Annotated in this window: 16 protein-coding genes, 1 rRNA gene and 1 riboswitch; of the genes, 11 read left to right on the top strand and 6 right to left on the bottom strand. The window is 54.6% G+C overall.

The features are described 5' to 3' along the window. Positions 1-7 precede the first annotated feature (7 nt). The 4 genes from rrf to ACQE3Y_RS14280 all read left to right on the top strand — a co-directional run bounded on the left by rrf (position 8) and on the right by ACQE3Y_RS14280 (position 7,031). Positions 8-123: ribosomal RNA gene (gene rrf, locus ACQE3Y_RS14295) — 5S ribosomal RNA — on the top strand. Positions 124-383: 260 nt separating this feature from the next. Next, positions 384-1,313: a homoserine O-succinyltransferase MetA gene (gene metA / locus ACQE3Y_RS14290; RefSeq protein ID WP_426981940.1), complete on the top strand. Its 930-nt coding sequence runs from the start codon at positions 384-386 to the stop codon at positions 1,311-1,313. Between the two features lie 139 nt (positions 1,314-1,452). Next, complete coding sequence (gene metH, locus ACQE3Y_RS14285) at positions 1,453-5,136, top strand: methionine synthase (protein ID WP_426981939.1); 3,684 nt, start codon at positions 1,453-1,455, stop codon at positions 5,134-5,136. A 269-nt stretch (positions 5,137-5,405) separates the two neighbouring features. After that, positions 5,406-7,031 (top strand): Na/Pi cotransporter family protein, encoded by a 1,626-nt coding sequence (locus ACQE3Y_RS14280; protein ID WP_426973102.1) that lies wholly within the window; start codon positions 5,406-5,408, stop codon positions 7,029-7,031. Positions 7,032-7,069: 38 nt separating this feature from the next. Here ACQE3Y_RS14280 and panS read toward each other — a convergent pair whose 3' ends face one another. From panS to ACQE3Y_RS14265, 3 genes are all read right to left on the bottom strand, one after another. Continuing rightward, positions 7,070-7,987, bottom strand: coding sequence for a ketopantoate/pantoate/pantothenate transporter PanS (gene panS / locus ACQE3Y_RS14275; RefSeq protein WP_426973103.1), 918 nt, complete (start codon positions 7,985-7,987; stop codon positions 7,070-7,072). A gap of 83 nt (positions 7,988-8,070) precedes the next feature. Then, positions 8,071-9,429 (bottom strand): lysine-sensitive aspartokinase 3, encoded by a 1,359-nt coding sequence (lysC, locus tag ACQE3Y_RS14270; protein ID WP_426973104.1) that lies wholly within the window; start codon positions 9,427-9,429, stop codon positions 8,071-8,073. Between the two features lie 87 nt (positions 9,430-9,516). After that, positions 9,517-9,710, bottom strand: a riboswitch (Lysine riboswitch). A 51-nt stretch (positions 9,711-9,761) separates the two neighbouring features. Further along, entirely contained in the window at positions 9,762-11,567 is a 1,806-nt protein-coding gene (locus ACQE3Y_RS14265; protein ID WP_426981938.1) for a cation:proton antiporter, read from the bottom strand. A 228-nt stretch (positions 11,568-11,795) separates the two neighbouring features. On the opposite strand from ACQE3Y_RS14265, the gene pgi reads away from it, so the two are divergent. From pgi to psiE, 6 genes are all read left to right on the top strand, one after another. Continuing rightward, on the top strand, positions 11,796-13,442 hold the full coding sequence (gene pgi / locus ACQE3Y_RS14260) for a glucose-6-phosphate isomerase (RefSeq protein ID WP_426981937.1): 1,647 nt from the start codon (positions 11,796-11,798) through the stop codon (positions 13,440-13,442). 559 nt (positions 13,443-14,001) lie between these two features. Then, entirely contained in the window at positions 14,002-14,250 is a 249-nt protein-coding gene (gene yjbE, locus ACQE3Y_RS14255) for an exopolysaccharide production protein YjbE (RefSeq protein ID WP_085069605.1), read from the top strand. Positions 14,251-14,324: 74 nt separating this feature from the next. Next, a complete protein-coding gene (locus ACQE3Y_RS14250; RefSeq protein WP_426981936.1) occupies positions 14,325-14,972 on the top strand; it encodes a YjbF family lipoprotein in 648 nt (215 codons plus the stop codon). Continuing rightward, positions 14,969-15,709 carry a capsule biosynthesis GfcC D2 domain-containing protein gene (locus tag ACQE3Y_RS14245; RefSeq protein WP_426973112.1) on the top strand — a complete coding sequence of 247 codons (741 nt, stop codon included), beginning with the start codon at positions 14,969-14,971 and terminating at the stop codon, positions 15,707-15,709. Before ACQE3Y_RS14250 ends, ACQE3Y_RS14245 begins: the two co-directional genes overlap by 4 nt. After that, entirely contained in the window at positions 15,709-17,802 is a 2,094-nt protein-coding gene (locus tag ACQE3Y_RS14240; protein ID WP_426981935.1) for a YjbH domain-containing protein, read from the top strand. Before ACQE3Y_RS14245 ends, ACQE3Y_RS14240 begins: the two co-directional genes overlap by 1 nt. Positions 17,803-17,948: 146 nt before the next feature. Then, the gene (psiE, locus tag ACQE3Y_RS14235; RefSeq protein ID WP_426973115.1) at positions 17,949-18,347 is read left to right on the top strand and encodes a phosphate-starvation-inducible protein PsiE; all 399 of its coding nucleotides are present in this window, start codon (positions 17,949-17,951) and stop codon (positions 18,345-18,347) included. A 91-nt stretch (positions 18,348-18,438) separates the two neighbouring features. On the opposite strand, the gene malG is transcribed toward psiE, so the two are convergent. From malG to malE, 3 genes are all read right to left on the bottom strand, one after another. Beyond that, on the bottom strand, positions 18,439-19,329 hold the full coding sequence (malG, locus tag ACQE3Y_RS14230; protein WP_085069615.1) for a maltose ABC transporter permease MalG: 891 nt from the start codon (positions 19,327-19,329) through the stop codon (positions 18,439-18,441). Positions 19,330-19,339: 10 nt separating this feature from the next. Beyond that, entirely contained in the window at positions 19,340-20,884 is a 1,545-nt protein-coding gene (gene malF, locus ACQE3Y_RS14225) for a maltose ABC transporter permease MalF (protein WP_426973116.1), read from the bottom strand. A 103-nt stretch (positions 20,885-20,987) separates the two neighbouring features. Continuing rightward, entirely contained in the window at positions 20,988-22,181 is a 1,194-nt protein-coding gene (gene malE / locus ACQE3Y_RS14220) for a maltose/maltodextrin ABC transporter substrate-binding protein MalE (RefSeq protein WP_426973118.1), read from the bottom strand. A 338-nt stretch (positions 22,182-22,519) separates the two neighbouring features. Here malE and malK point away from each other — a divergent pair, with 338 nt between their 5' ends. Continuing rightward, on the top strand, positions 22,520-23,653 hold the full coding sequence (gene malK / locus ACQE3Y_RS14215) for a maltose/maltodextrin ABC transporter ATP-binding protein MalK (protein ID WP_250651066.1): 1,134 nt from the start codon (positions 22,520-22,522) through the stop codon (positions 23,651-23,653). Positions 23,654-23,661 lie beyond the last annotated feature (8 nt).

Here is a 23,661-nt window from a genome sequence, read left to right as displayed (position 1 = left end):
GAATTTGCCTGGCGGCGAGAGCGCGGTGGTCCCACCTGACCCCATGCCGAACTCAGAAGTGAAACGCCGCAGCGCCGATGGTAGTGTGGGGCCTCCCCATGCGAGAGTAGGGAACTGCCAGGCATCAGATAACGACGGAGCCTCAGCGAAAGCTGAGGCTTTTTCGCGTCTGACGATCTCTTATTACCTACTGTTGTACCTCACCCATCCCTCCTGCGTTATAACCATTTTTTCTTTTTCCCTGTGCCCTCATAGCTTTTTTAATTTCCTGAATGAAACATTTTCAATTACTGGCTGAAGTCTCGACATTCTGGCTCTGGCAGGCTATCTTCGGGCATCTGGATGTCTAAACGTATAAACGTATATAGTGAGGAAGAAAGGCTATGCCAATTCGGGTACCTGATGAATTACCAGCCGTAAACTGTTTACGCCAGGAGAATGTCTTTGTTATGACGCATTCTCGCGCCAGCGTTCAGGAAATCCGACCGCTTAAAGTGCTGGTACTGAATCTGATGCCAAAAAAGATCGAGACGGAAAATCAGTTTTTGCGTCTGCTCTCGAACTCCCCGCTACAAATAGATATTCAGCTGTTACGTATTGATAGTCGTGAATCCCGTAACACGCCGATGGAGCATCTCAATAATTTTTACTGCAATTTTGAAGACATTGAGCATGATAACTACGATGGTTTGATTGTTACCGGTGCGCCGCTGGGGCTGGTCGATTTTCAGGATGTGGCTTACTGGCCGCAAATAGAGCGCGTATTGCACTGGGCGAAAGAGCATGTCACTTCTACCCTGTTTGTCTGTTGGGCGGTACAGGCGGCGCTTAATATTCTGTATGGCCTGCCAAAACAAACCCGCGCTACCAAACTGTCAGGCGTTTATGAACATCAAACGTTGCATCCGCATGCCTTATTAACGCGTGGTTTTGACGATACTTTCCTTGCGCCGCACTCCCGTTATGCGGACTTTCCCGCTCAGCTAATTCGTGACTATACCGATCTGGAGATCTTCGCAGAATCTGAGCAGGCTGGCCCCTATCTGCTGGGCAGTAAAGATAAGCGGCTGGCCTTTGTTACCGGCCACCCTGAATATGATGCGCTAACGCTGGCAGGAGAATTTCAACGCGATAGCGAAACGGGATTAAACCCGGTGATCCCTTATAACTATTTTCCGCACAACGACCCGACGCAGAAGCCACGCGCCAGCTGGCGCAGCCATGGAAACCTGCTGTTTTCCAACTGGCTCAACTATTACGTTTATCAAATAACACCTTACGACTTACGCCATATGAACCCTACCCTGGAGTAATGGATATCAACTGCCGTTGCATCAATTAAGAACGCGGCTGATCTGAATCCTGCTCCAGAGGCAGCTTTGAGTCGTACAAAAATTATGCCAGACTGTGCCGCAGACGGTACTAAAAATAACCAAAACAGGTGAAGCAAGAGTGACAGACAGAATCGACGCGCTGCATCGGCAGCTGGCACAGCGCATCATGGTGCTGGACGGCGGAATGGGCACCATGATCCAGAGCTACCGTCTGGAAGAGCAGGATTACCGGGGCGAGCGCTTCGCAGAGTGGCGTAGCGACCTGAAAGGCAACAACGATCTGTTGGTGCTGACGCAGCCGGAGATTATCCGAGCCATCCACAATGCCTACCTTGAAGCGGGCGCCGACATTCTGGAAACCAACACCTTTAACGCCACCACTATTGCGATGGCGGATTACCATATGGAAGCGCTGTCGGCAGAGATCAACTATGAAGCAGCCAGACTGGCTCGCGCCTGCGCCGATGAATGGAGTGCAAAAACGCCGGAGCGACCACGCTATGTTGCCGGCGTGTTGGGCCCGACCAACCGTACCTGCTCAATCTCTCCTGATGTAAACGATCCTGCGTTCCGTAATGTCACTTTCAATGAACTGGTTATTGCCTACCGCGAATCAACACGCGCGCTGATTGAAGGTGGCGTAGATATCATCATGATCGAAACCATTTTCGACACGTTGAACGCAAAAGCCGCCGTATTTGCTATCCAGAGCGAGTTTGACGCGCTGGGTGTTTCATTGCCGCTGATGATCTCCGGCACCATCACTGATGCCTCAGGCCGTACCCTTTCCGGACAGACAACCGAAGCGTTTTATAACTCGCTGCGCCATGCCGAACCGCTCTCTTTTGGGCTGAACTGCGCGTTGGGGCCGGACGAACTGCGTCAGTACGTAGCCGAAATGTCGCGTCTTGCCGAATGTTACGTCACCGCCCATCCGAATGCCGGTCTGCCTAACGCTTTTGGTGAATACGATCTGGATGCTGCGGTGATGGCGGAGCAGATTGCCGAGTGGGCGCATGCCGGTTTTTTAAATATCGTCGGCGGCTGCTGTGGAACCACGCCAGCGCATATCGCCGCGATGGCACAGGCGATCGAAGGCGTGACGCCGCGCAAGCTGCCGACGTTGCCGGTTGCCTGTCGCCTGTCCGGTCTGGAACCGCTGAACATTGGTGCCGATTCGCTGTTTGTTAACGTGGGTGAACGTACTAACGTTACCGGATCAGCAAAATTCAAGCGGTTAATTAAAGAAGAGAAATACAACGAGGCGCTGGATGTTGCACGTCAGCAGGTAGAGAGCGGTGCGCAAATCATCGATATCAATATGGATGAGGGAATGCTCGACGCTGAAGCGGCGATGGTGCGTTTCCTTAATCTGATTGCCGGTGAACCCGACATTGCGCGCGTGCCGATCATGATCGACTCCTCAAAATGGGATGTGATCGAAAAAGGGCTGCAATGCATCCAGGGCAAAGGCATCGTTAACTCTATTTCGATGAAAGAGGGTGAGGAAGCCTTTATCCATTATGCGCGACTGGTACGCCGTTACGGTGCGGCGGTGGTGGTAATGGCATTTGATGAGGTCGGGCAGGCGGATACGCGGGCGCGTAAGATCGAAATCTGTCGACGCGCTTATCGCATTCTGACGGAAGAGGTTGGCTTCCCGCCGGAAGATATCATCTTCGACCCAAATATTTTTGCCGTTGCGACCGGGATTGATGAACACAATAACTACGCGATGGACTTTATCGGTGCCTGTGAGGATATCAAACGGGAGTTGCCACATGCGCTAATCTCCGGCGGCGTCTCTAACGTTTCCTTCTCGTTTCGCGGCAACGATCCGGTACGTGAGGCGATTCACGCCGTATTCCTTTATTACGCTATCCGCAACGGCATGGATATGGGGATTGTTAACGCCGGCCAGCTGGCGATTTATGACGATCTGCCCGCCGAACTACGCGATGCGGTAGAAGATGTCGTTCTAAACCGCCGCGATGACGGTACCGAACGCCTGCTGGAGCTGGCGGAAAAATATCGCGGCAGCAAAGCGGCAAATGACAGCACCAAACCGCAGGCGGAATGGCGCAGCTGGGATGTGGCGAAGCGGCTGGAATATTCGCTGGTGAAGGGCATCACTGAATTTATCGAAGAGGATACCGAAGAGGCGCGTCTGCAGGCGGATCGTCCCATTGAGGTAATTGAAGGGCCGCTGATGGCCGGTATGAATGTGGTTGGCGATCTGTTTGGCGAAGGGAAGATGTTCCTGCCGCAGGTGGTGAAGTCGGCACGCGTTATGAAGCAGGCGGTGGCCTGGCTGGAACCCTATATTCAGGCCAGTAAGGCGGTCGGCAGCACCAACGGCAAAATTGTGTTGGCCACGGTAAAAGGCGATGTGCATGACATCGGTAAGAATATTGTTGGCGTAGTGCTGCAGTGCAATAACTACGAAATTATCGATCTTGGCGTCATGGTGCCGACGGAGAAAATCCTTAAAACCGCGCGTGAAGAACGGGCGGATATTATTGGCCTGTCAGGGCTGATTACTCCGTCGCTGGATGAGATGGTCAACGTGGCAAAAGAGATGGAGCGTCAGGGCTTTACCCTGCCGCTGTTGATTGGCGGAGCCACCACCTCTAAAGCGCATACCGCAGTAAAAATCGAACAGAACTACAGCGGCCCGACGGTTTACGTGCAGAACGCCTCGCGTACCGTTGGCGTGGTTTCTGCGCTGCTGTCGCCTGAGCAGTACGAGGGTTTTGTGGCCCGTACGCGTAAAGAGTATGAAACGGTGCGTATTCAGCACGGGCGTAAAAAGCCGCGCACGCCGCCGGTTACCTTACAGGCCGCGCGCGAAAATGATTTCGCCTTTGACTGGGAGCAGTACACGCCGCCCGGCGCACACCGGTTGGGCGTCAGCGACGTGCAAGCGTCAATTGAGACTCTGCGCCACTATATCGACTGGACGCCATTCTTTATGACCTGGTCGCTGGCGGGAAAATACCCGCGCATCCTTGAAGATGAGGTGGTTGGCGAAGAGGCTCAGCGCCTGTTTGCCGATGCGAATGCCATGCTCGATCGGCTGAGTGCTGACGGTAGCCTCACGCCACGGGGCGTGGTGGGGATTTTTCCGGCGAACCGCGTTGGCGACGACATTGAAATTTATCAGGATGAGTCGCGATCGCATGTGATTGCCGTCAGCCACCATTTACGCCAGCAAACGGAGAAGGTGGGTTTCGCGAACTATTGTCTGGCAGATTTTGTTGCGCCGAAGGCGAGCGGAAAAGCGGACTACCTGGGAGCGTTTGCCGTGACCGGTGGGCTGGAAGAGGATGCGCTGGCGGAAGCCTGGGATCGCAAACATGACGACTACAACAAGATAATGGTTAAAGCGCTGTCCGATCGTCTGGCCGAGGCCTTTGCTGAATATCTGCACGAACGGGTACGTAAGGTGATCTGGGGTTATGCCGCCAATGAAAACCTTAGCAATGAAGAGCTGATTCGTGAAAACTATCAGGGGATTCGACCTGCGCCTGGTTATCCGGCCTGCCCCGAGCATACCGAGAAAGCCACCATCTGGCAGCTGCTGGATGTGGAGCGTCATACCGGCATGAAGCTGACCGAGTCCTTCGCCATGTGGCCTGGTGCTTCCGTTTCCGGCTGGTACTTTAGCCATCCTGACAGTCGTTACTTTGCCGTGGCGCAGCTGCAGCGCGATCAGATTGAAGATTACGCTGCACGTAAAGGCATGACGATAAGCGAAGTAGAGCGCTGGCTGGCACCCCATCTTGGTTACGACGCCGACTGATAAACAGATCGCCGGCCCTGCTCTGGGCCGGCAACTTCTGCAACGTTGCCCAGCCAGGGCGTATACCCCTGCATAACGCCCATTAACTTTCCCCCGTGGCAGCCCCGTCTGGTCTACATTTAATAGATTAATCCCCGCGTGTGCCGCCTGAAAAATACCCTAAAAACAGGATCCTGCGGAGCGTGTAAGGAGAATTCTTTCATTTACTGCATTCCCGCCGGGCGGGCTGTAAATGCTGTTGTAGCCCGGCATAAAGGAGTCAGATAGCCGTGTTAACCCTGCTTAATTTACTTTCTGCGGTGGCGCTGCTGGTATGGGGAACCCATATTGTGCGCACCGGCATTATGCGCGTTTACGGTGCCGATCTGCGGCGCGTGCTCAGCCGCAGCGTAGAAAAGAAACCCATGGCCTTTGTTGCCGGGATTGGCGTGACGGCGCTGGTGCAGAGCAGCAATGCCACCACGCTGCTGGTGACCTCATTTGTGGCGCAAAACCTGGTCGGCCTGACGCCGGCACTGGTGATTATTCTTGGTGCTGATGTGGGTACGGCGATCATGGCGCGCGTGCTGACCTTTGATCTCTCCTGGCTGTCGCCGCTGTTTATCTTTTTTGGCGTGGTTTTCTTTCTTGGTCGTAAGCAAACGCGCGCAGGCCAACTGGGGCGAGCCAGTATCGGTCTTGGCTTGATTTTGCTGGCGCTGCAACTGGTGGTGGAGGCGGCCCGGCCAATCACGCAGGCTTCCGGCGTTAAGGTACTGTTCTCGTCGCTGACCGGCGATATTATGTTGGATGCGCTGATCGGCGCGGTGTTCGCTATTATCAGCTACTCCAGTCTGGCAGCGGTTCTGCTAACAGCAACGCTAACGGCGACCGGCGTTATCTCATTTCAGGTGGCTCTTTGCCTGGTGATCGGCGCTAACCTCGGCAGCGGGCTGTTGGCGATGCTGAATAACAGCGGCTCCAACGCAGCCGGTAAGCGGGTGGCGCTCGGCAGTCTGCTGTTTAAGGGCATTGGTTGTGTTTTAGTGCTGCCTTTTGTCCATGTGCTGTCGCCGTGGCTGGATAAATTGCCGGTGCCCGATGAAGAGCTGGTGATCTTCTTCCATGTTTTTTACAACCTGATCCGCTGTCTGGTTATGGTGCCTTTTGCCGATCCCATGGCGCGGCTCTGTAAGCGGCTGATCCGCGACGATCAGGAAAACGATGCGCGTCTGAAACCAAAACATCTCGATCGCAGCGCGCTGGATACGCCAGCGCTGGCGCTGGCTAACGCCGCGCGTGAAACCCTACGCATGGGCGATGTGCTGGAAATGATGATGGATAATTTCTATAAGGTTATGCACGGCGAGCCGCGCCAGGAGCGTGAAATCCGGCGACTCGATGATGATGTGGATGTGCTTTATACCGCCATCAAACTCTATCTGGCACGCATGCCGAAAGAGGATCTGCCAGAGGAAGATTCACGCCGCTGGGCCGAAATTATCGAAACGGCGCTGAACCTGGAGCAGGCGGGCGATATTATCGAACGCATGAGCGGCGACGTGGCTGATAAGTCGCTGGCCGCGCGCCGCGCTTTCTCGCCGGAAGGGTTAAGAGAGCTGGAGCAACTGCATGAACAGCTGCTGAATAATCTGCGGCTGGCGCTCTCGGTATTTCTGTCGCGTGATATCGCCAGCGCGAAGCGTCTGCGCCGGGCTAAACACCGTTTTCGCATTATGAACCGCCGCTTTTCACATGAGCATGTTGATCGCCTGCATCAGAAAAATGTGCAGAGCATTGAAACCAGCTCGCTGCATCTGGGATTGCTGGGTGATATGAAGCGGCTTAACTCGCTGTTTTGCGCGATAGCCTATAGCGTGCTGGAACAGCCGGACGACGAACGGGATAAAGAGTGAAGCTTTGCCAGCCTTTCAGGCTGGCAAATCTCCCGGGCTTATTTTTTATTAACCGATTTGCCAGACCAGTAACCCGCCAGCAGTGAACCGGAAAGGTTATGCCAGACGGAAAACAGCGCGCCGGGCAGGGCTGCCAGCGGCGAGAAATAAAGTTTGCCCAGTGTGGCCGCCAGTCCGGAGTTTTGCATTCCCACCTCCAGTGCCAGCGTACGGCAGGTTGACTCATCAAAGCCAAACAGCTTGCCGCCCCAGTAGCCGCCTAACAGCCCGATGGCATTGTGCAGAATCACTGCCGCAATCACTACCAGGCCCACCGAACCGATAAAGCCCTGGCTACCGGCCACTACCGCGCTGATGATCAACAAAATGCATACCATGGAAAACGCGGGCAACCAGGGTTCCACGCGCTTTACCACGCGATTCATGGTGTGATGAACCATCAGACCGAGGCCGATAGGGATCACCACGATTTTGATAATGCTCAACAGCATGCCGACCACATCCACTTCAATATGCGTGTCTACATAAAAACGCGTCAGCAAGGGTGTGGCAAACACGCCTACCAGCGCCGAAACGGAAGAGATAGTTACCGATAGCGCTACATCGCCTTTCGCCAGATAGATCATAACGTTAGATGCTGTGCCGCTGGCTACGCTGCCCACCAGAATCATGCCTGCGGCCAGATCGGGCGGCATCTGAAACAGCCTGGCCAGCAGCCAGGCAGCCAGCGGCATCACCAGATAATGCAAAAAGGTACCGGCGATAACCGGAGCCGGGCGCACCAGCACACGCTTAAAATCATCGATATGCAAGGTAACGCCCATCCCGAACATAATCAGCATCAGCAAATAAGAAACCCAGGGGCCGATGCCGGTAAAGGTGCCGGGGGAAAAATAGGCGGCCACTGAAAGCAAAATCGCCCACAGCGGAAACAGCCGGGTGATCCTGGTAAGCATAGCCAGATATCCTTATAAAAATGCCAGGCGTTTGCTGTCAGGTTACGTTTATTTTACATCTGTGCCGCTGACAGCGTTAAACATTAGCTCTTAAACAGATTGCGATGCAGGGTGCGCACTATCTGCTCGGCATCGTTGCCTGGCACCAGGAAACAGAGGTTATAGCTGCTGGCGCCATAGCAGATCATGCGCAGGTTAAAAGGCTCCAGTACGCCGAAGACCTCTTTGCCAACGCCGCATGCCTGCGACAGCTTGTTGCCGATCAGGGCGATCAGCGCCAGATTCTCTTCTACCTCTACGCGACAGAGCGAGGAGAGCTCGGTCAGCAGCGCCTGGGTTAACAGACTGTCGCCGGTAGAGGTTGAGCCAGTGGTATCCAGCGTCAGCGCCACGCTCACTTCGGAGGTGGTAATCAGATCAACAGAAATATGATGGCGCGCCAGAATAGCAAACACCTCCGCCAGGAAGCCGCGCGCATGTAGCATATTCAGGCTATGCAACGTCAGCAGCGTTTGCTTGCGACGCAACGCCAGCGCACGGAATAAAGGCGGGTTTTCGGTCTCATTGCAGACCAGCGTGCCGCCAGCGGCAGGATCTTTGCTGGAGCCGACAAAAACCGGGATATCGTTGCGCACTGCAGGCATCAGCGTTGCCGGATGCAGTACTTTAGCGCCGAAGGTGGCCATTTCGGCCGCCTCTTCAAAGGTGATTTTATCGATGCGCTGCGCCGTCGGAACGATGCGCGGATCGGTGGTATAGATGCCGGGAACATCGGTCCAGATATCGATGCGCTGCGCCTGCAATGCCTCGCCCAGCAGCGCAGCAGTATAATCGCTGCCGCCCCGGCCCAGCGTGGTAGTGCGACCTTTCGCTTCGCTGCCGATAAAGCCCTGGGTAATCACCAGCGCCTGTTCCAGCCTTGGGCGCAACAGCTGGTGGCTTAATTCGGCCAGCATACTGACATCCGGCTCGGCGCGGCCAAAGCGATCGTCGGTGCGCATGATCTTACGCACGTCGAACCATTCGGCATCCACTTCGCGCTCCCGCAGGATTTCCACAAACAGCAGAGTGGAGATCAGCTCGCCGTGGCTCACCAGCTCATCGGTCAGCGCCGCCGAAGAGGCAAGCGCCGCCGCATCGGCCAGCATGGCAATATTCTCCAGCATGCGGTCGATCTCCTCGCGGATCACTTCCGGCTGCTGCAGCCGATCGACAATAGCGTATTGAATGCGGCGAAGTTCATCCAGCAGCGCATAGCGCTGTGTGGGTTCATGGCCTTCGGCCAGGGCCACCAGCAGGTTGGTAACGCCGGCGGAAGCGGACAGCACCACCAGGCGCACATTAGCATCGCCCAGCACCACATCGGCGCTGCGGTTCATGGCGGTAAAATCCGCTACGCTGGTGCCGCCAAACTTGGCAACGATTAATTCAGATTGCAACATAGATACCCCGTGTCAGGTTCAATTCCATCAGCCTTGGCACAAGGGAAGAGCAGAAACGGGGCAGACGTAGAGGGGGAACAACTACGATCACCCAGAAGCGCCCCACCTTGCGGCGCGTCCGACTGTCGCACGCGCCTGGTGACAACCCAGAGGATTCAGCCTCTGCAGTCGACAATATCTCTGCCGTGGAGATATTGCCTCGGCGTCGCTCCCCCTGATGTGTCTTCACCGGATACGGCTCCTCTGACACACTGCCTGGGCGACGCGCCTCTTCTGGCTTGCGCATCGCTGCGCAACTAACCGTTTACAAATATCGGGTTCTGTCGCTGCTGTCAATCACTGCCATTTGAAGAATTCTCAACTTGTACCAGCGCAATCAGCGTAGAGGGCACTTCCGGCGGCGCAGCGTTGCTCATAATCACCAGCTGTCTGTTCTCTTGTAGCGCAAAGAGTGGGATCGCGCCCCGATGCGTTGCCAGGTAATCCTGCCAGCCGAAATTTTCCGTTAGCTGGGTTGCTTTGATGGTTGCGCCTTTCGCCAACAGTGCGCTGAGATGACTCCAGGTTTGCTCTGCGCCGAAAAGCGTCTCATGCCGACGGAAGCGCGGACTTTCAGTATCACCACGACCTGTCAGCGACGATCCGGAGCGAACCGAAGCCACCTTTGCTGCGCCGAAGATATGGCTAAAATGATAAACCGCCAGCGCGTTTTGATGCCGGTTGGGTGACAGCGCCAGTACCTGAGCAATATCACTAAGATCGAGGTAGTTTTCCGCATGTTCTGACCAGGCATTACCGTAATAGGCAGGGATGCCTTCCATTCTGGCCTGACGATAAGATTCCCAGCTGCTGTCGGTAAGCATCACCGGGATATCCAGCCGCTGAAGCGCCAGCGCTAACGCCCGCGCGACGGCGTTAGCGCCGATAATCAACACGCCGCGCGGACGCTGCTGCTGAACGCGCAGCCAGCGAGCAAGCGGGGCGCTGGTCAGGCTTTGCAAAACGACGGTGCCGATAATCACCGCAAACACCACTGTTACCAGCCGGTCGGCCTGCGCATACCCGCTGCGCGCCAGCGTCAGGGCAAAAAGCGCGCTGACCGCCGCTGCCACAATGCCGCGCGGCGCGATCCAGCTCAGCAGCACGCGATCGCGCCAGTGCAGGGAGGAGCCCCAGGTAGAGAGCGCGATACAGAGCGGTCGGGCGATAAACTGCACCACCAGCAGCACCGCTACCAGCGGCCAGCCCAGCGTCAGCAGCGCGCCAATATCCAGCCGGGCGGCAAGAATAATAAACAGGCCGGAAATCAGCAGCGCCGACAGTTCCTCTTTAAAGGCGATGATGTCACGCAGATCCACATCCCGCATATTGGCCAGCCAGATGCCCATTACGGTCACGGTTAGCAGGCCCGACTCATCGGCCAGCGCGTTGGATACGCCGAAGGCGGTTAACACAATCGCCAGTACGCCAAAGTTTTGCAGATAACCGGGTAGCCAGACGCGTTTCAGGGCGATACCCAGTAACCAGCCGGCCAGCGCGCCGATGCTCAGACCCACCGCTGCGGTAACGCCCAGCGTCCAGTACAGATGCGATAACGATTCAGCATGCTGACGCAGCACAATGAATTCAAAGACCAGCAGAGTAAAAATAGCGCCTACCGGATCGATAACGATGCCTTCCCAGCGCAGCACCTGATTGATCGCAGTATTGGGACGCACCACGCGCATCAGCGGCGCAATCACCGTTGGGCCGGTCACCACCGTGACCGCGCCGACCAGCGCCGCCAGTTCAGGTGGGAAGTTCAGCAGCAGCCAGCAGGCGAGGCTAATAACGGTAAACGTAACCGGCATACCGATGACAATCAGGTTACGCACTACGCCGCCGAGGCCGCGAATTTCATCGACGCGCAGCGTAAGCGCGCCTTCAAACAGAATGATGGCGACCGACAGTGAAACCAGCGGAAACAGCAGATCGCCAAACAGCGCATCAGGCTGCAAGACATGCGTTATCGGACCGAGTACGATTCCGAAAACCAACAGCGGTAAAATCGCTGGAAGCCGCAGTAACCAGGCGATCCACTGGGCCATCAGTGAACTGAAGCCAATGATCACCAGCAGTAATGGAGCAGAGAGCGGCATAAAAATTTTTCCTTTCAACGGTAAGAATCGTCATACTGAAATACCTTGCGGCTACGGTCACCGCAGCCTGAATTATAATGAGTCCCGGGCAAAGGGTGAGAAAAAGCTAGCGCGTGCTCACCGCTACAATAGTCGTAACCTGTTGCAGGAAAAGGAAAGTGAGTCACGGTCAACAGGTAAGATGACGTCCGGTCAGAATTACGGTTGTTAAAACATAAGAGTGTTGCCATGAAAAATATCAATCCGACGCAAACCGCTGCCTGGCAGGCCCTGCAGCAGCATTACCAACAGATGAAAGACGTACGTATTGCCGACCTGTTTGCCCAGGACAGCGATCGTTTTGCGAAATTCTCCGCTTCCTTTGATGACCAGATGCTGGTGGATTTCTCAAAAAACCGTATCACTACGGAAACCCTGGAAAAATTACAGGCGCTGGCAAAAGAGACCGATCTGGCAGGTGCAATTAAGTCGATGTTCTCGGGTGAGAAGATCAACCGCACTGAAGATCGCGCTGTGCTGCACGTTGCGCTACGCAACCGCAGCAATACGCCGATCCTGGTAGATGGCAAAGATGTCATGCCAGAAGTGAATGCGGTGCTGGAGAAGATGAAATCTTTTTCTGAGCGCATCATCAGCGGCGAATGGAAAGGTTATACCGGCAAGCCTATCACCGATGTGGTTAACATCGGTATCGGCGGCTCCGATCTTGGTCCCTATATGGTGACCGAGGCGCTGCGCCCTTATAAAAATCATCTTAACATGCACTTTGTTTCCAACGTGGACGGCACGCACATCGCTGAAACGCTGAAAAAAGTGAGCCCGGAAACCACGCTGTTCCTGGTCGCGTCAAAAACCTTTACCACGCAGGAAACCATGACCAACGCCCACAGTGCGCGTGACTGGTTCCTGAACGCAGCGGGCGACGAGCAGCAGGTAGCGAAACACTTTGCCGCGCTCTCCACCAATGCCAAAGAAGTCGCTAAGTTCGGTATCGATACCGCCAATATGTTTGAGTTCTGGGACTGGGTTGGCGGCCGTTACTCTCTGTGGTCAGCAATTGGTCTCTCTATCATCCTGTCTGTGGGCTTCGATAATTTCGAGCAGCTGCTGAGCGGCGCCCATGCGATGGATAAGCACTTTGCGGAAACCCCGGCGGAGCAGAACCTGCCGGTACTGCTGGCGCTGATCGGCATCTGGTACAACAATTTCTTCGGCGCTGAAACCGAAGCTATCCTGCCGTATGACCAGTATATGCATCGCTTTGCGGCTTACTTCCAGCAGGGCAATATGGAGTCCAACGGTAAGTATGTCGATCGCAACGGTAATCCGGTCTCTTATCAGACAGGCCCAATTATCTGGGGCGAACCGGGCACCAACGGACAGCACGCGTTCTATCAGCTGATCCATCAAGGCACCAAGCTGGTTCCTTGCGACTTTATCGCACCGGCTATTACCCATAATCCGCTGGGCGACCATCACGCAAAACTGCTTTCTAACTTCTTTGCTCAGACCGAAGCGTTAGCCTTTGGTAAGTCACGCGAAGTGGTGGAAAAAGAGTTTGCCGATGCGGGCAAAGATGCGAAATCCGTGGAGCATGTCGCGCCGTTTAAAGTGTTTGAGGGCAACCGTCCGACAAACTCTATTTTGCTGCGTGAGATTACGCCGTACAGCCTGGGCGCGTTGATTGCGCTCTATGAGCATAAAATCTTTACCCAGGGCGTTATCTTGAATATCTTCACTTTCGATCAGTGGGGCGTTGAGCTGGGCAAACAGCTGGCTAACCGTATTCTGCCTGAGCTGGAAAATGGCGAGCAAGTAACCAGCCATGACAGCTCTACCAATGGCCTGATCAATCTGTATAAAGCCTGGCGTTAATCGCTGGCCTGAATCGCAAAGGCGCCCTGTACGGCGCCTTTTTTATTCCTCCGCATGATTTCAGGCGTGAAAAAATGCATTTTTGCGATCGATATTTCATTTCCTGACAGCAAAGATGGCGAAATTGGTTTTTTTGCTCTAAGCATTTTCTTAAAATATCGATTAGAGCCGAAAATTAACGCAGGATTAGTCCTAAACCTCTCTGGTTAAAAGTGGCGCTAAACAGGCGCTGATATTTTTTTAATATTTTGAAATATAAAGATTAATGTATAAAAGTTCATTAAAAAATAAATGATTTTGATTAATTTTTAATCAAAACAAGGCCTTTATTTAAATATTCTGAAATTTTGTTTTCAATTGGTTTTAACTGCTAATTTTTATACATTTTACCAATGAAAAATATGAGATATGCCTTTTGTTCTGGATTTTAATGCTATCTCATCTTGCTGTTCTTCTCACCCCGCCACGCCCTAATTTCTGGTAATTTGTTGCCCTATACTGGAGCCGCCTGGAACCATCCAGGCAAATCATCCATTCATTTCATGAAGGGAAATTCAGTATGAAAAAAATAGTATGTGCCACGGCGGTTGCGCTGTATCTGGCATCCGGTTCGGCTGCCTTTGCCGCTCCGGTTGAAGCCGGTGCGGCAGCAGGCGCTGAAGCGGGAGCCATTTCCGCAGGCAGCACCACTGCAGTAGGTATTGGTGCCCTGGGCGCGCTGGTAGGCGTTGGCCTGGCGGCATCCGGCGGTGGGGATGGAACCAATACCGGAACCACCACCACAACCACGACCAGCACGACCCGCTAACGCGGTTTTTAATCATAACCACACGCCCGTGTGGTTATTTTCTGACTTTGCCGAACTCACACAGGGATAGACAGGTGCGCCATATTCCATTGCTGTTTCTTTGTCTTTTGTTACAAGCGTGTACACAAACGCAACAGGGGCTGGTTGATACCGCGAAGCTGGCGGTAATGGGCCCGGACGATGTCACCGTATCGGATGAAAAAATAGAATCACTGCCTTACGCCAGCATGTATTTGCGTATCAACGGCGGTCAGCGCATCTTCCTGGTGCTGGGCTATGCCGAACAAGGCCAACAGAAATGGGTAACGCAGGATCGGGCGATGCTGGTCACGCAGCAGGGCCGTCTGGTAAAAACCCTGGGCCTGAGCGACAACCTGCTGGAAGTGGATAATTTACAGCAGGATCCCTTAGCGCATTCACTGCAGATTCGTGAGGGTGAAAGCTGGACGCGCATCATGAGCTGGACCGAGAACGGCCAGCTGCGCGCGAGTAGCGCGACTTCACGTTTTATCCGCGGTCATGACGAAGTACTGACGCTGGCGGGTCAAAAGATCCCCTGCCGGGTCTGGCATGAAGAGGTGACCATCGCCGCGAACGGTACGGAATGGCAAAACACTTTCTGGATTGATGCCATCAGCGGCGAGGTGCGTCAGAGCGCACAGCAGGTGGGAGTGGATACGCTGCCGGTCGAGATCACCATTCTGAAGCCCGCAAAATCATGAAAAACATTCTTGCCTTAGCCAGCCTGCTTGGCGGCCTCGCATTTAACGCGCTGGCGGATAGCCAGGTGACAATTTATTACCCCAACGCATCGCAAACCGCCGTGGTCAGTGATGCACAAACGCTCTCTCAGCTACTTGCCAGTCCGGCGGTGAAGGATCGAAGCTGGTGGCCCGGTACGGTCATTGCGGAGTCGCTGGCAACGGCAGCGGCGCAGCAGCATTACCACCAGACGCTGGCAAAATTACAACGCTGGGCGGCAAGCGCAGAGGGCGCGCGCGCTGCGGCGATCAATGCTGTGTTGCAACAACTAAAAACGGTGCGGGTAACCGGCAGACAATTCACCTCGCTCGATCCTGACTGGATACGGCTACGTCCGGAGGCCAATCGGCGTCTGGAAGGAGAGTACAGCCTCTACACCCTGCAACGCCCCACCAGCATTACGCTGGCCGGCGCCATTGCCGACAGCGGCAAAGTGGTCTGGCAGCCGGGGCGCGATACGCGTGATTACCTTGTCGGTCATGCGCGCCTGAGTGGCGCAGAGCGCAATGTGGCAACGGTTATTGCGCCAGACGGCGCTATCCGGGAAGTGCCGGTAGCCTACTGGAATCATCGTCATGTGGAAGTCGCGCCGGGCAGCATCATCTATGTCGGCTTCTCTTCCTGGGCGCTGCCGGACGAATACCACGACCTTAACCAGCAAATCATCTCTGTTTTGACGCACCGGATCCCTGACTGATGAAAACAAACATGCTTCTCAGCCTGCTCGCTGTTTGCGTAGCGGCTGCCTGCCAGGCGCAGGCGGCAACGTGGGGCGAACCCATTGGCCCGTCACAGTCAGATTTCGGCGGGGTTGGCCTGATGCAGGTGCCAACGGCGCGAATGGCTAAAGAGGGCGAATTCAGCCTTAACTATCGGAATAACAATCAGTATCGATTCTATTCCGCTTCGCTGATGCTGTTTCCCTGGCTGGAAACCACCGTACGCTACACCGATGTGCGCACGCGGCTTTACAGTCGGGTGGACGGTTTTAGCGGCGATCAAAGTTATAAAGATAAGGCTTTTGATATCAAGCTGCGGCTATGGCAGGAAGGTTACTGGCTGCCTGAAGTGGCGCTGGGCATACGCGATTTAGGCGGCACCGGACTGTTCGACAGCGAATATCTGGTGGCGACCAAAGCCTGGGGACCGCTCGACTTTACTCTGGGCATTGGCTGGGGCTATCTCGGCAACAGCGGCAATATCAAAAACCCCTTCTGTTCCTATGACGATAAATTCTGCCATCGCCGTGGAGGCTTTGGCTCAGCAGGCTCGGTCAACGGTGACGAACTGTTTAAGGGACCGGCATCGATCTTCGGCGGCATTGAATATCAGACGCCATGGCAGCCGCTGCGTCTGAAGCTGGAGTATGAAGGCAACGACTATCAGGGCGACTACGCCGGTCGGCTGGAGCAGCGCAGCAAAGTCAACGTCGGCGCTGTCTATCGTCTGACGGACTGGGCCGATATCAACGCCAGCTATGAGCGCGGCAATACCTTCACTTTTGGCTTTACCCTGCGCAGCAATTTCAACGCGTTAAGTACGCGCCATCTCGACAGCAGCAAGCCGGGCTATCGTCCGCAGCCGCAGCCGGAAATCCTCCAGCATACGGCAGTAGCTAATCAGCTGACGCAGCTGAAATATAATGCCGGACTGGATGCGCCGAATCTGCAGGTGAAAGAGCGTACCCTCTATGTTACAGGCGAGCAGGTAAAATATCGGGATACGCAGCAGGGCGTCGATCGTGCCAACATTATTCTGATGAATAATTTGCCGGAAAATATCGATACGCTGCGCGTAACCCAAACGCGCTATAACCTGCCGCAGGTCACCACGGAAACCAACGTCAGTAGCCTGCGTCAGCAGCTGGAAGGCTACCCGCTGGGGCACGAGCAGCCGCTGGCGCAGCATCGTGTAGATCCGGTCGATCCGGGTAAAACCGAACAAGGGTACTATATTGAGAAAGGGCGTTTGAGCTACGGCCTTTCCCCGGTACTGAATCAGTCGGTTGGCGGCCCCGAGAGCTTTTATATGTATCAGGCGGGCGTTAATGCCAACGCCGATTACTGGCTGACGCAGCATCTGCTGGTAGGCGGCGGCCTCTTTGCCAACCTCGCCAACAACTACGACAAGTTCAACTACGATGGTCGGCCGATCGACTCCTCACTGCCGCGCGTGCGTACCCATATTCGCGATTATGTAAAAAATAACGTTTACGTTAACAATTTGCAGGCGAACTGGTTCCAGCACTTTGGCAACGGTTTTTATGGCCAGGTGTACGGCGGCTATCTGGAAACCATGTATGGCGGCGTAGGGGCAGAAGTGCTCTATCGTCCGCTCGATGCCAGCTGGGCTGTTGGCATAGATGCAAACTATGTTAAACAGCGCGACTGGGACAACATGATGAAATTCACTAACTACACGGCGCCGACCGGCCATCTCACCGCCTACTGGCAGCCGTGGTTTATGAATAACGTGCTGGTGAAAATGAGCGTGGGCGAATATCTGGCGAAAGATAAGGGCGGCACGATTGACGTCTCAAAACGCTTCGACAGCGGCGTGACCGTGGGCGCTTACGCTACCTTAACCAACGTCTCCGGTAACGAATATGGCGAGGGCAATTTCACCAAAGGGTTCTATATTTCCGTGCCGATGGATCTGTTTACCGTTACCCACAACCGTGGCCGCGCTCAGGTTAACTGGACGCCGCTGACGCGCGATGGCGGACAGATGCTGGGCCGTAAATATCAGCTGTATGATATGACCAGCGACCGTGATATTCACTTCCGCTGATTAGCACTGCCGTTCAGCAACACTGGAAACGCTCTGCCTTCGGTCAGGGCGTTTTTTTATGCGTAACATAATGTGATGTTGGTCACATTCTGTCATGATGTCAGCTCGGCAGATGCCGGTTACCACGTACGTAAAAGGGCATAACAATGAGTAGTGAAAAAATGATAGCCACCGTCCTGCAATGGATATTAAACATCGGCCTGCTGTTTCTGGGCCTTATTCTGATCGTCTTTCTGGGCAAAGAGACTATCCACCTGGCAAACGTCCTGCTGAATACTGGCGAAGCCGCCTCGGCTTATTTGCTGATCGAAGGCATTGTCATCTGGTTTCTTTATTTCGAGTTTATTGCGCTTATCGTTAAATACTTCCAGTCGGGTTACCATTTCCCGTTGCGCTATTTTATTTATATCGGCATCACGGCCATCATCCGGCTGATTGTGGTCGACCATAAAGATCCTTTCGACACGCTCTGCTATTCTGCCGCTATCTTGATTCTGGTTGTTACGCTGTGGCTGGCCAATAGCAACCGACTCAGGCGCGAATAAAAAAAAGGCGGCCAACAGGCCGCCTGAATATACACAGGACACAACTTAGCAGTGGCAATAACAACAAAGGCAACAATGGCAATAAAAATCATTAACCCTTCACGCCGCCAGCGGTTAAACCGCTAACCAGCCAGCGCTGCGCCAGCAGAAACACCAGCGTAATCGGCAGCGCAGATAACACCGCCGCCGCGGCAAAATCTCCCCACAGATAGTTCTGCGGATTCAGATACTGCTGCATACCCACCGCCAGCGTATAACTGTTAACATCACGCAACAGCAGCGAGGCGACGGGCACTTCCGTCACGGCAGCAATAAAAGACAAAATAAACACCACGGCAAGAATAGGCACAGAAAGCGGCAGTAAAATTAAGCGGAAAGCCTGCCATGGCGTTGCGCCGTCCAGCGCCGCTGCTTCTTCCAGCGAACCATCAATGGTTTCAAAATAGCCTTTAATCGTCCAGACGTGTAAGGCGATACCGCCGAGGTAGGCAAAAATTAGCCCGGCATGGGTATTCAGGCCGATAAAGGGAATGTACTGTCCCAAACGGTCGAACAGAGCATAAAGCGCTACCAGCGAAAGTACAGCGGGAAACATCTGAAATATAAGCATTCCTTTCAGCAGCGTCGTCTTACCGCGGAATCGCATACGGGCAAAAGCATAGGCGCAGGTTGTGGAAAGCGCAACAATCCCAACGGCAGTTATCGCGGCCACTTTTACTGAATTCCACAGCCACAACAGCACCGGAAAAGGGGGCGGGGTAACGCTGCCGTTTTCGTGCGTGACGGTGAAACCCAGCGCCAGCTTCCAGTGGTCCCAGGAGATATGCTCCGGCAGCAGACTGCCGATCGCATAGTTGCCGGGACGCAGAGAAATCGCCAGCACCATCATCAGCGGATACATAATCAGCACAATAAAGCCGAGCAGCAACAGATGCGTCAGCGCCAGCCGCAGCTTCTGTGATTTGGGTTGAACCATCGCCATCTCTCGCTCCTTAATCTGTCTTAATACGGGTGAACCGCAGGTTAAACAGCGCCAGCGCGCCGACCAGCAGGAAAATCAGCGTAGCGATAGCGGCTGCCAGGCCGAAATCCTGACCGCCGCCGCCTTCAAAGGCGATGCGCCAGGTGTAGCTCACCAGCAGGTCGGTATAGCCTGCTGGCGTGGTCGTGCCGAGCCGGTCAGGGCCGCCGTCGGTAAGCAACAAAATCAGCACGAAGTTATTAAAGTTAAAGGCGAAGCTGGCAATCATCAGCGGCGTAAGCGGCTTAACCAGCAGCGGCAGCGTAATGCGGAAAAAGTTTTGCATCGGCGTGGCGCCGTCCAGCGCTGAGGCTTCATACAGGTCGTCGGGAATCGCTTTGAGCAGCCCCATACACAGAATCATCATGTAGGGATAGCCAAGCCAGGTATTCACAATTACCAGCATGGTACGCGCCATAGCCGGATCGCTGAACCAGGCGGGTTTGATGCCGAACAGACCGTCAAGCATCATATTGATCTCGCCAAAGCTCTGGTTAAACAGCCCTTTGAAGATCAGAATGGAGATAAAGGCCGGAACCGCATAGGGCAGGATCAGCAGCAGGCGATACACCGCACGTCCTTTTAGCGCTTCCCACTGCATCAGGCAGGCCAGCACCATGCCTACCGCCACGGTCAGCAATACCGTGAGCGCGGCGAAAATGACCGTCCAGATAAAAATAGCGATAAAAGGCTGCTGAATTCCCTTATCGGTCAATACGCGCAGGAAGTTATCCCAGCCCACCGCCACCGTATAACCAGGGCTGAGTTTTTCACTGGTCCACTGCTGGTTGGCATCTTTGGTCTGCCAGAAGCCGGTTTCGTCATTGGCATACCAGACTTTGCCGGTCTGTTTGTCGGTCAGCGAGTTATCTTCGCCGAGGCGGTAGAGCGGCTGAGTGCCAGAGAACTGACGCAGCGAACTCATGCGCAGTTGCGTACCGTCCGGTAGACGTGCCGTTAGCTGTGAAAGCGCCTGACGATTTTGAGTGATATCACGCAGCATGGCGCGCTCACCTGCCGGTTCTTGCTGGGTTTCTGTAAGAGTAAGTGTTTGCTCACCTTTACCAGCGAGGGAAAAGGGCGGGGTAATAAACTGTTTGTTTTCCGGGCTTTTCAGCAGCAGGCGCCACTCTTTATCCGCCGTTGACCAGAGGGAAAATGCGTAGCTGTCACCCGCCTGAAATTGACGATCCAGCAGTACCTGACGCGCCCGCTCAAAAGAGAGCTGGTTAGTGCTGCTGTAGTTGGTAAACGCGATAGCGATGGTACAGGCCAGCGGAAACAGCACAAACAGCACCATGCCTGCCAGTCCGGGCCAAACGTAGCGCCACGCCTGAGCCCGGCGGCGGAAGAAAATAATCAGGCCGCTGCTGAGCAGAATCAACGTGACAATAGCGAACAGGTATTCGCCCTGGGCATACATCAGAACAACCAGATAGCCGGTTATCATCACACACAGGGCAAGAACCAGCCACTTCAGGGCGTCACGCTGCCACCACAATGCGGATTTTGCCATTTCAGGTTCCTTCTGCAACTGATGAAAAGAGGGGCGAGCCGCAGCATCGGGCCACCTGACGAACAGAGCCGCAGGTGGCCGGGAGCAAAGCGATAGCAAGCCCTTACTTGGTTAAGCGGTTTTCCGCATCTTTCAGCGCGGCTTCCACCGTCTGACGACCATTGATCGCATTCAGCACCGCGTTACGCTCGGCGTACCAGAAGGCGGACATTTGCGGCACGTTCGGCATGATCTCGCCTTTCTGCGAGTTCTCCATGGTGGCGGCAATCTTTTCATCCTTCGCCAGCTTCTCCTGATACGATTTCAGCGCCACGGCACCCAGCGGCTTGTCCGCATTCATTTTCGCCAGGCCGTCATCGGTCAGCAGATAGTTTTCCAGAAACTCCTTCGCCAGCTCTTTGTTGGGGCTGGCGGCGTTAATGCCCGCGCTCAGGACGCCAACGAATGGCTTCGACGGCTGACCTTTAAAGGTGGGAAGCAGGGTGACGCCATAATTGATTTTGGCGCTTTCGATATTATTCCATGCCCAGGGACCGTTAATGGTCATCGCGGTTTCGCCTTTATTAAAGGCCGCTTCAGCAATGGCGTAGTCGGTATCCGCATTCAGGTGTTTGTTTTTAATCAGGTCGATCAGGAATTGCAGACCCTGCTGTGAGCCCTGATTATTAACGCCAACCTTTTTCACGTTATAGCTGCCGTTCTCTTTCTCAAAGGCGTAACCGCCGTTTGCAGCAATAAGCGGCCAGGTGAAATAGGGTTCCTGCAGGTTAAACATCAGAGCGCTTTTGCCTTTGGCGCGCAGCGCTTTGTCCAGAGCCGGGATCTCTTCCCAGCTTTTAGGCGGGTTGGACAGCAGATCTTTGTTATAAATCAAAGACAGCGACTCCACCGCCACCGGATAACCGATCAGCTTGCCGTTAAAACGCACCGCGTCCCAGGTAAAGGGATAGATTTTGTCCTGCAGCGCTTTGTCTGGTGACACTTCTGCCAGCAGGCCCGATTGCGCATAGCCGCCAAAGCGATCGTGCGCCCAGAAAATAATGTCCGGGCCATCGCCAGTGGCCGCAACCTGCGGATATTTCTCTTCCAGCTTATCAGGATGCTCAACGGTGACTTTAATGCCGGTATCCTGCTCAAACTTTTTGCCGACTTCCGCCAGGCCGTTGTAGCCCTTATCGCCATTAATCCAGATCACCAGCTTGCCTTCTTCGATCTTCGCCAGCGCGGCGCCCGGTAACAGCGCGGCGCTCATGGCGCATAACAACAGCGTTTTGCTATTAAGTTTGAACTTTGACATTTCCCTTACCTCTAAACGTGAGTGGTTGTCGTTAGGCAGGAGTCTGCTGATAAGCGACGGCTGACTCATCCTCCCTGTTTCTACGCCCCACCGGCCAGAAGTGTGATCCCTATAGCTTTTTTGTCCCTTTCTGCGTGCCAGCACACAAAAAACAGCCCCTTTTCCTGCCGTTTCGATCACGAAAAAGCGTGACGGGTCAGTGAGATCCCCCTTTCCGCTACAAACTCATCCTCCTGCCTCCTCCCCCGTAAAAAAGCGGATGGTGGAGGATTTTTCCTCCCCCGCCTTCACGCACACTTCCTGCCATTCAAAGGAAGTCGTGGAGATGGGAGAGGCCAATGACGAATGTGGTGCTGAAAGAGGTCACCAAATCCTGGGGCGATGTGGTGGTATCAAAAGATATCAACCTGTGCATTGCCGAGGGGGAGTTCGTGGTGTTTGTCGGGCCATCAGGCTGCGGCAAGTCAACGCTGCTGCGCATGATTGCCGGACTGGAAGAGATCACTTCCGGCGAACTGACTATTGGCGGTAAACGCATGAACGAAGTGCCGCCAGCCGAGCGCGGCGTGGGAATGGTCTTTCAGTCTTATGCGCTTTATCCCCATCTGACGGTGGCGGATAACATGTCATTCGGCCTCAAACTGGCCGGTACCCATAAAAAAGAGATCCAACAGCGCGTTTCGCAGGTAGCGGAAGTGCTGCAGCTGGCGCATCTGCTGGATCGCCAGCCGAAGGCGCTCTCCGGCGGGCAGCGCCAGCGCGTGGCGATTGGCCGTACGCTGGTGGCGGAACCGCAGGTCTTCCTGCTGGATGAACCGCTCTCTAACCTGGATGCCGCACTGCGCGTGCAGATGCGCATTGAGATTTCCCGTCTGCATAAGCGCCTGAAGCGCACCATGATTTACGTCACTCATGACCAGGTTGAAGCGATGACGCTGGCAGACAAGATTGTGGTGCTGGAAGGTGGACGCATCGCCCAGGTCGGTAAACCGCTGGAGCTGTATCACTATCCCGCTAACCGTTTTGTCGCCGGTTTTATCGGCTCGCCCAAAATGAACTTCCTGCCGGTAAAAGTTACCGCGACCGCCATCGATCAGGTGCAGGTAGAGCTGCCTAATCGCCAGCAAATCTGGCTGCCGGTAGACAGCACCGATGTACCGGTCGGCGCCAATATGTCGCTGGGCATTCGCCCCGAACACTTGCTGCCCAGCGAGGTGGCGGACGTCACGCTGCAGGGCACCGTGCAGGTTGTCGAGCAGCTTGGCCAGGAAACGCAAATCCATATCCAAATCCCTGCGCTGCGTCAGAACCTGGTTTACCGCCAGAACGACGTGGTGCTGGTTGAAGAAGGTGCCCAATACGCCATCGGATTGCCGCCACAGCGTTGCCATCTTTTCCGTGAAGATGGACGCGCCTGCCGTCGGTTACACAGCGAACCCGGCGTAGAAGCACACATAACAGTAAAATCATAACAGGAGAA

Origin of the sequence: Pantoea sp. FN0305 (assembly GCF_050113845.1) — a bacterium.
GTDB lineage: Bacteria > Pseudomonadota > Gammaproteobacteria > Enterobacterales > Enterobacteriaceae > Mixta > Mixta alhagi.
This window is presented reverse-complemented; position numbering and strand designations above follow the sequence as displayed.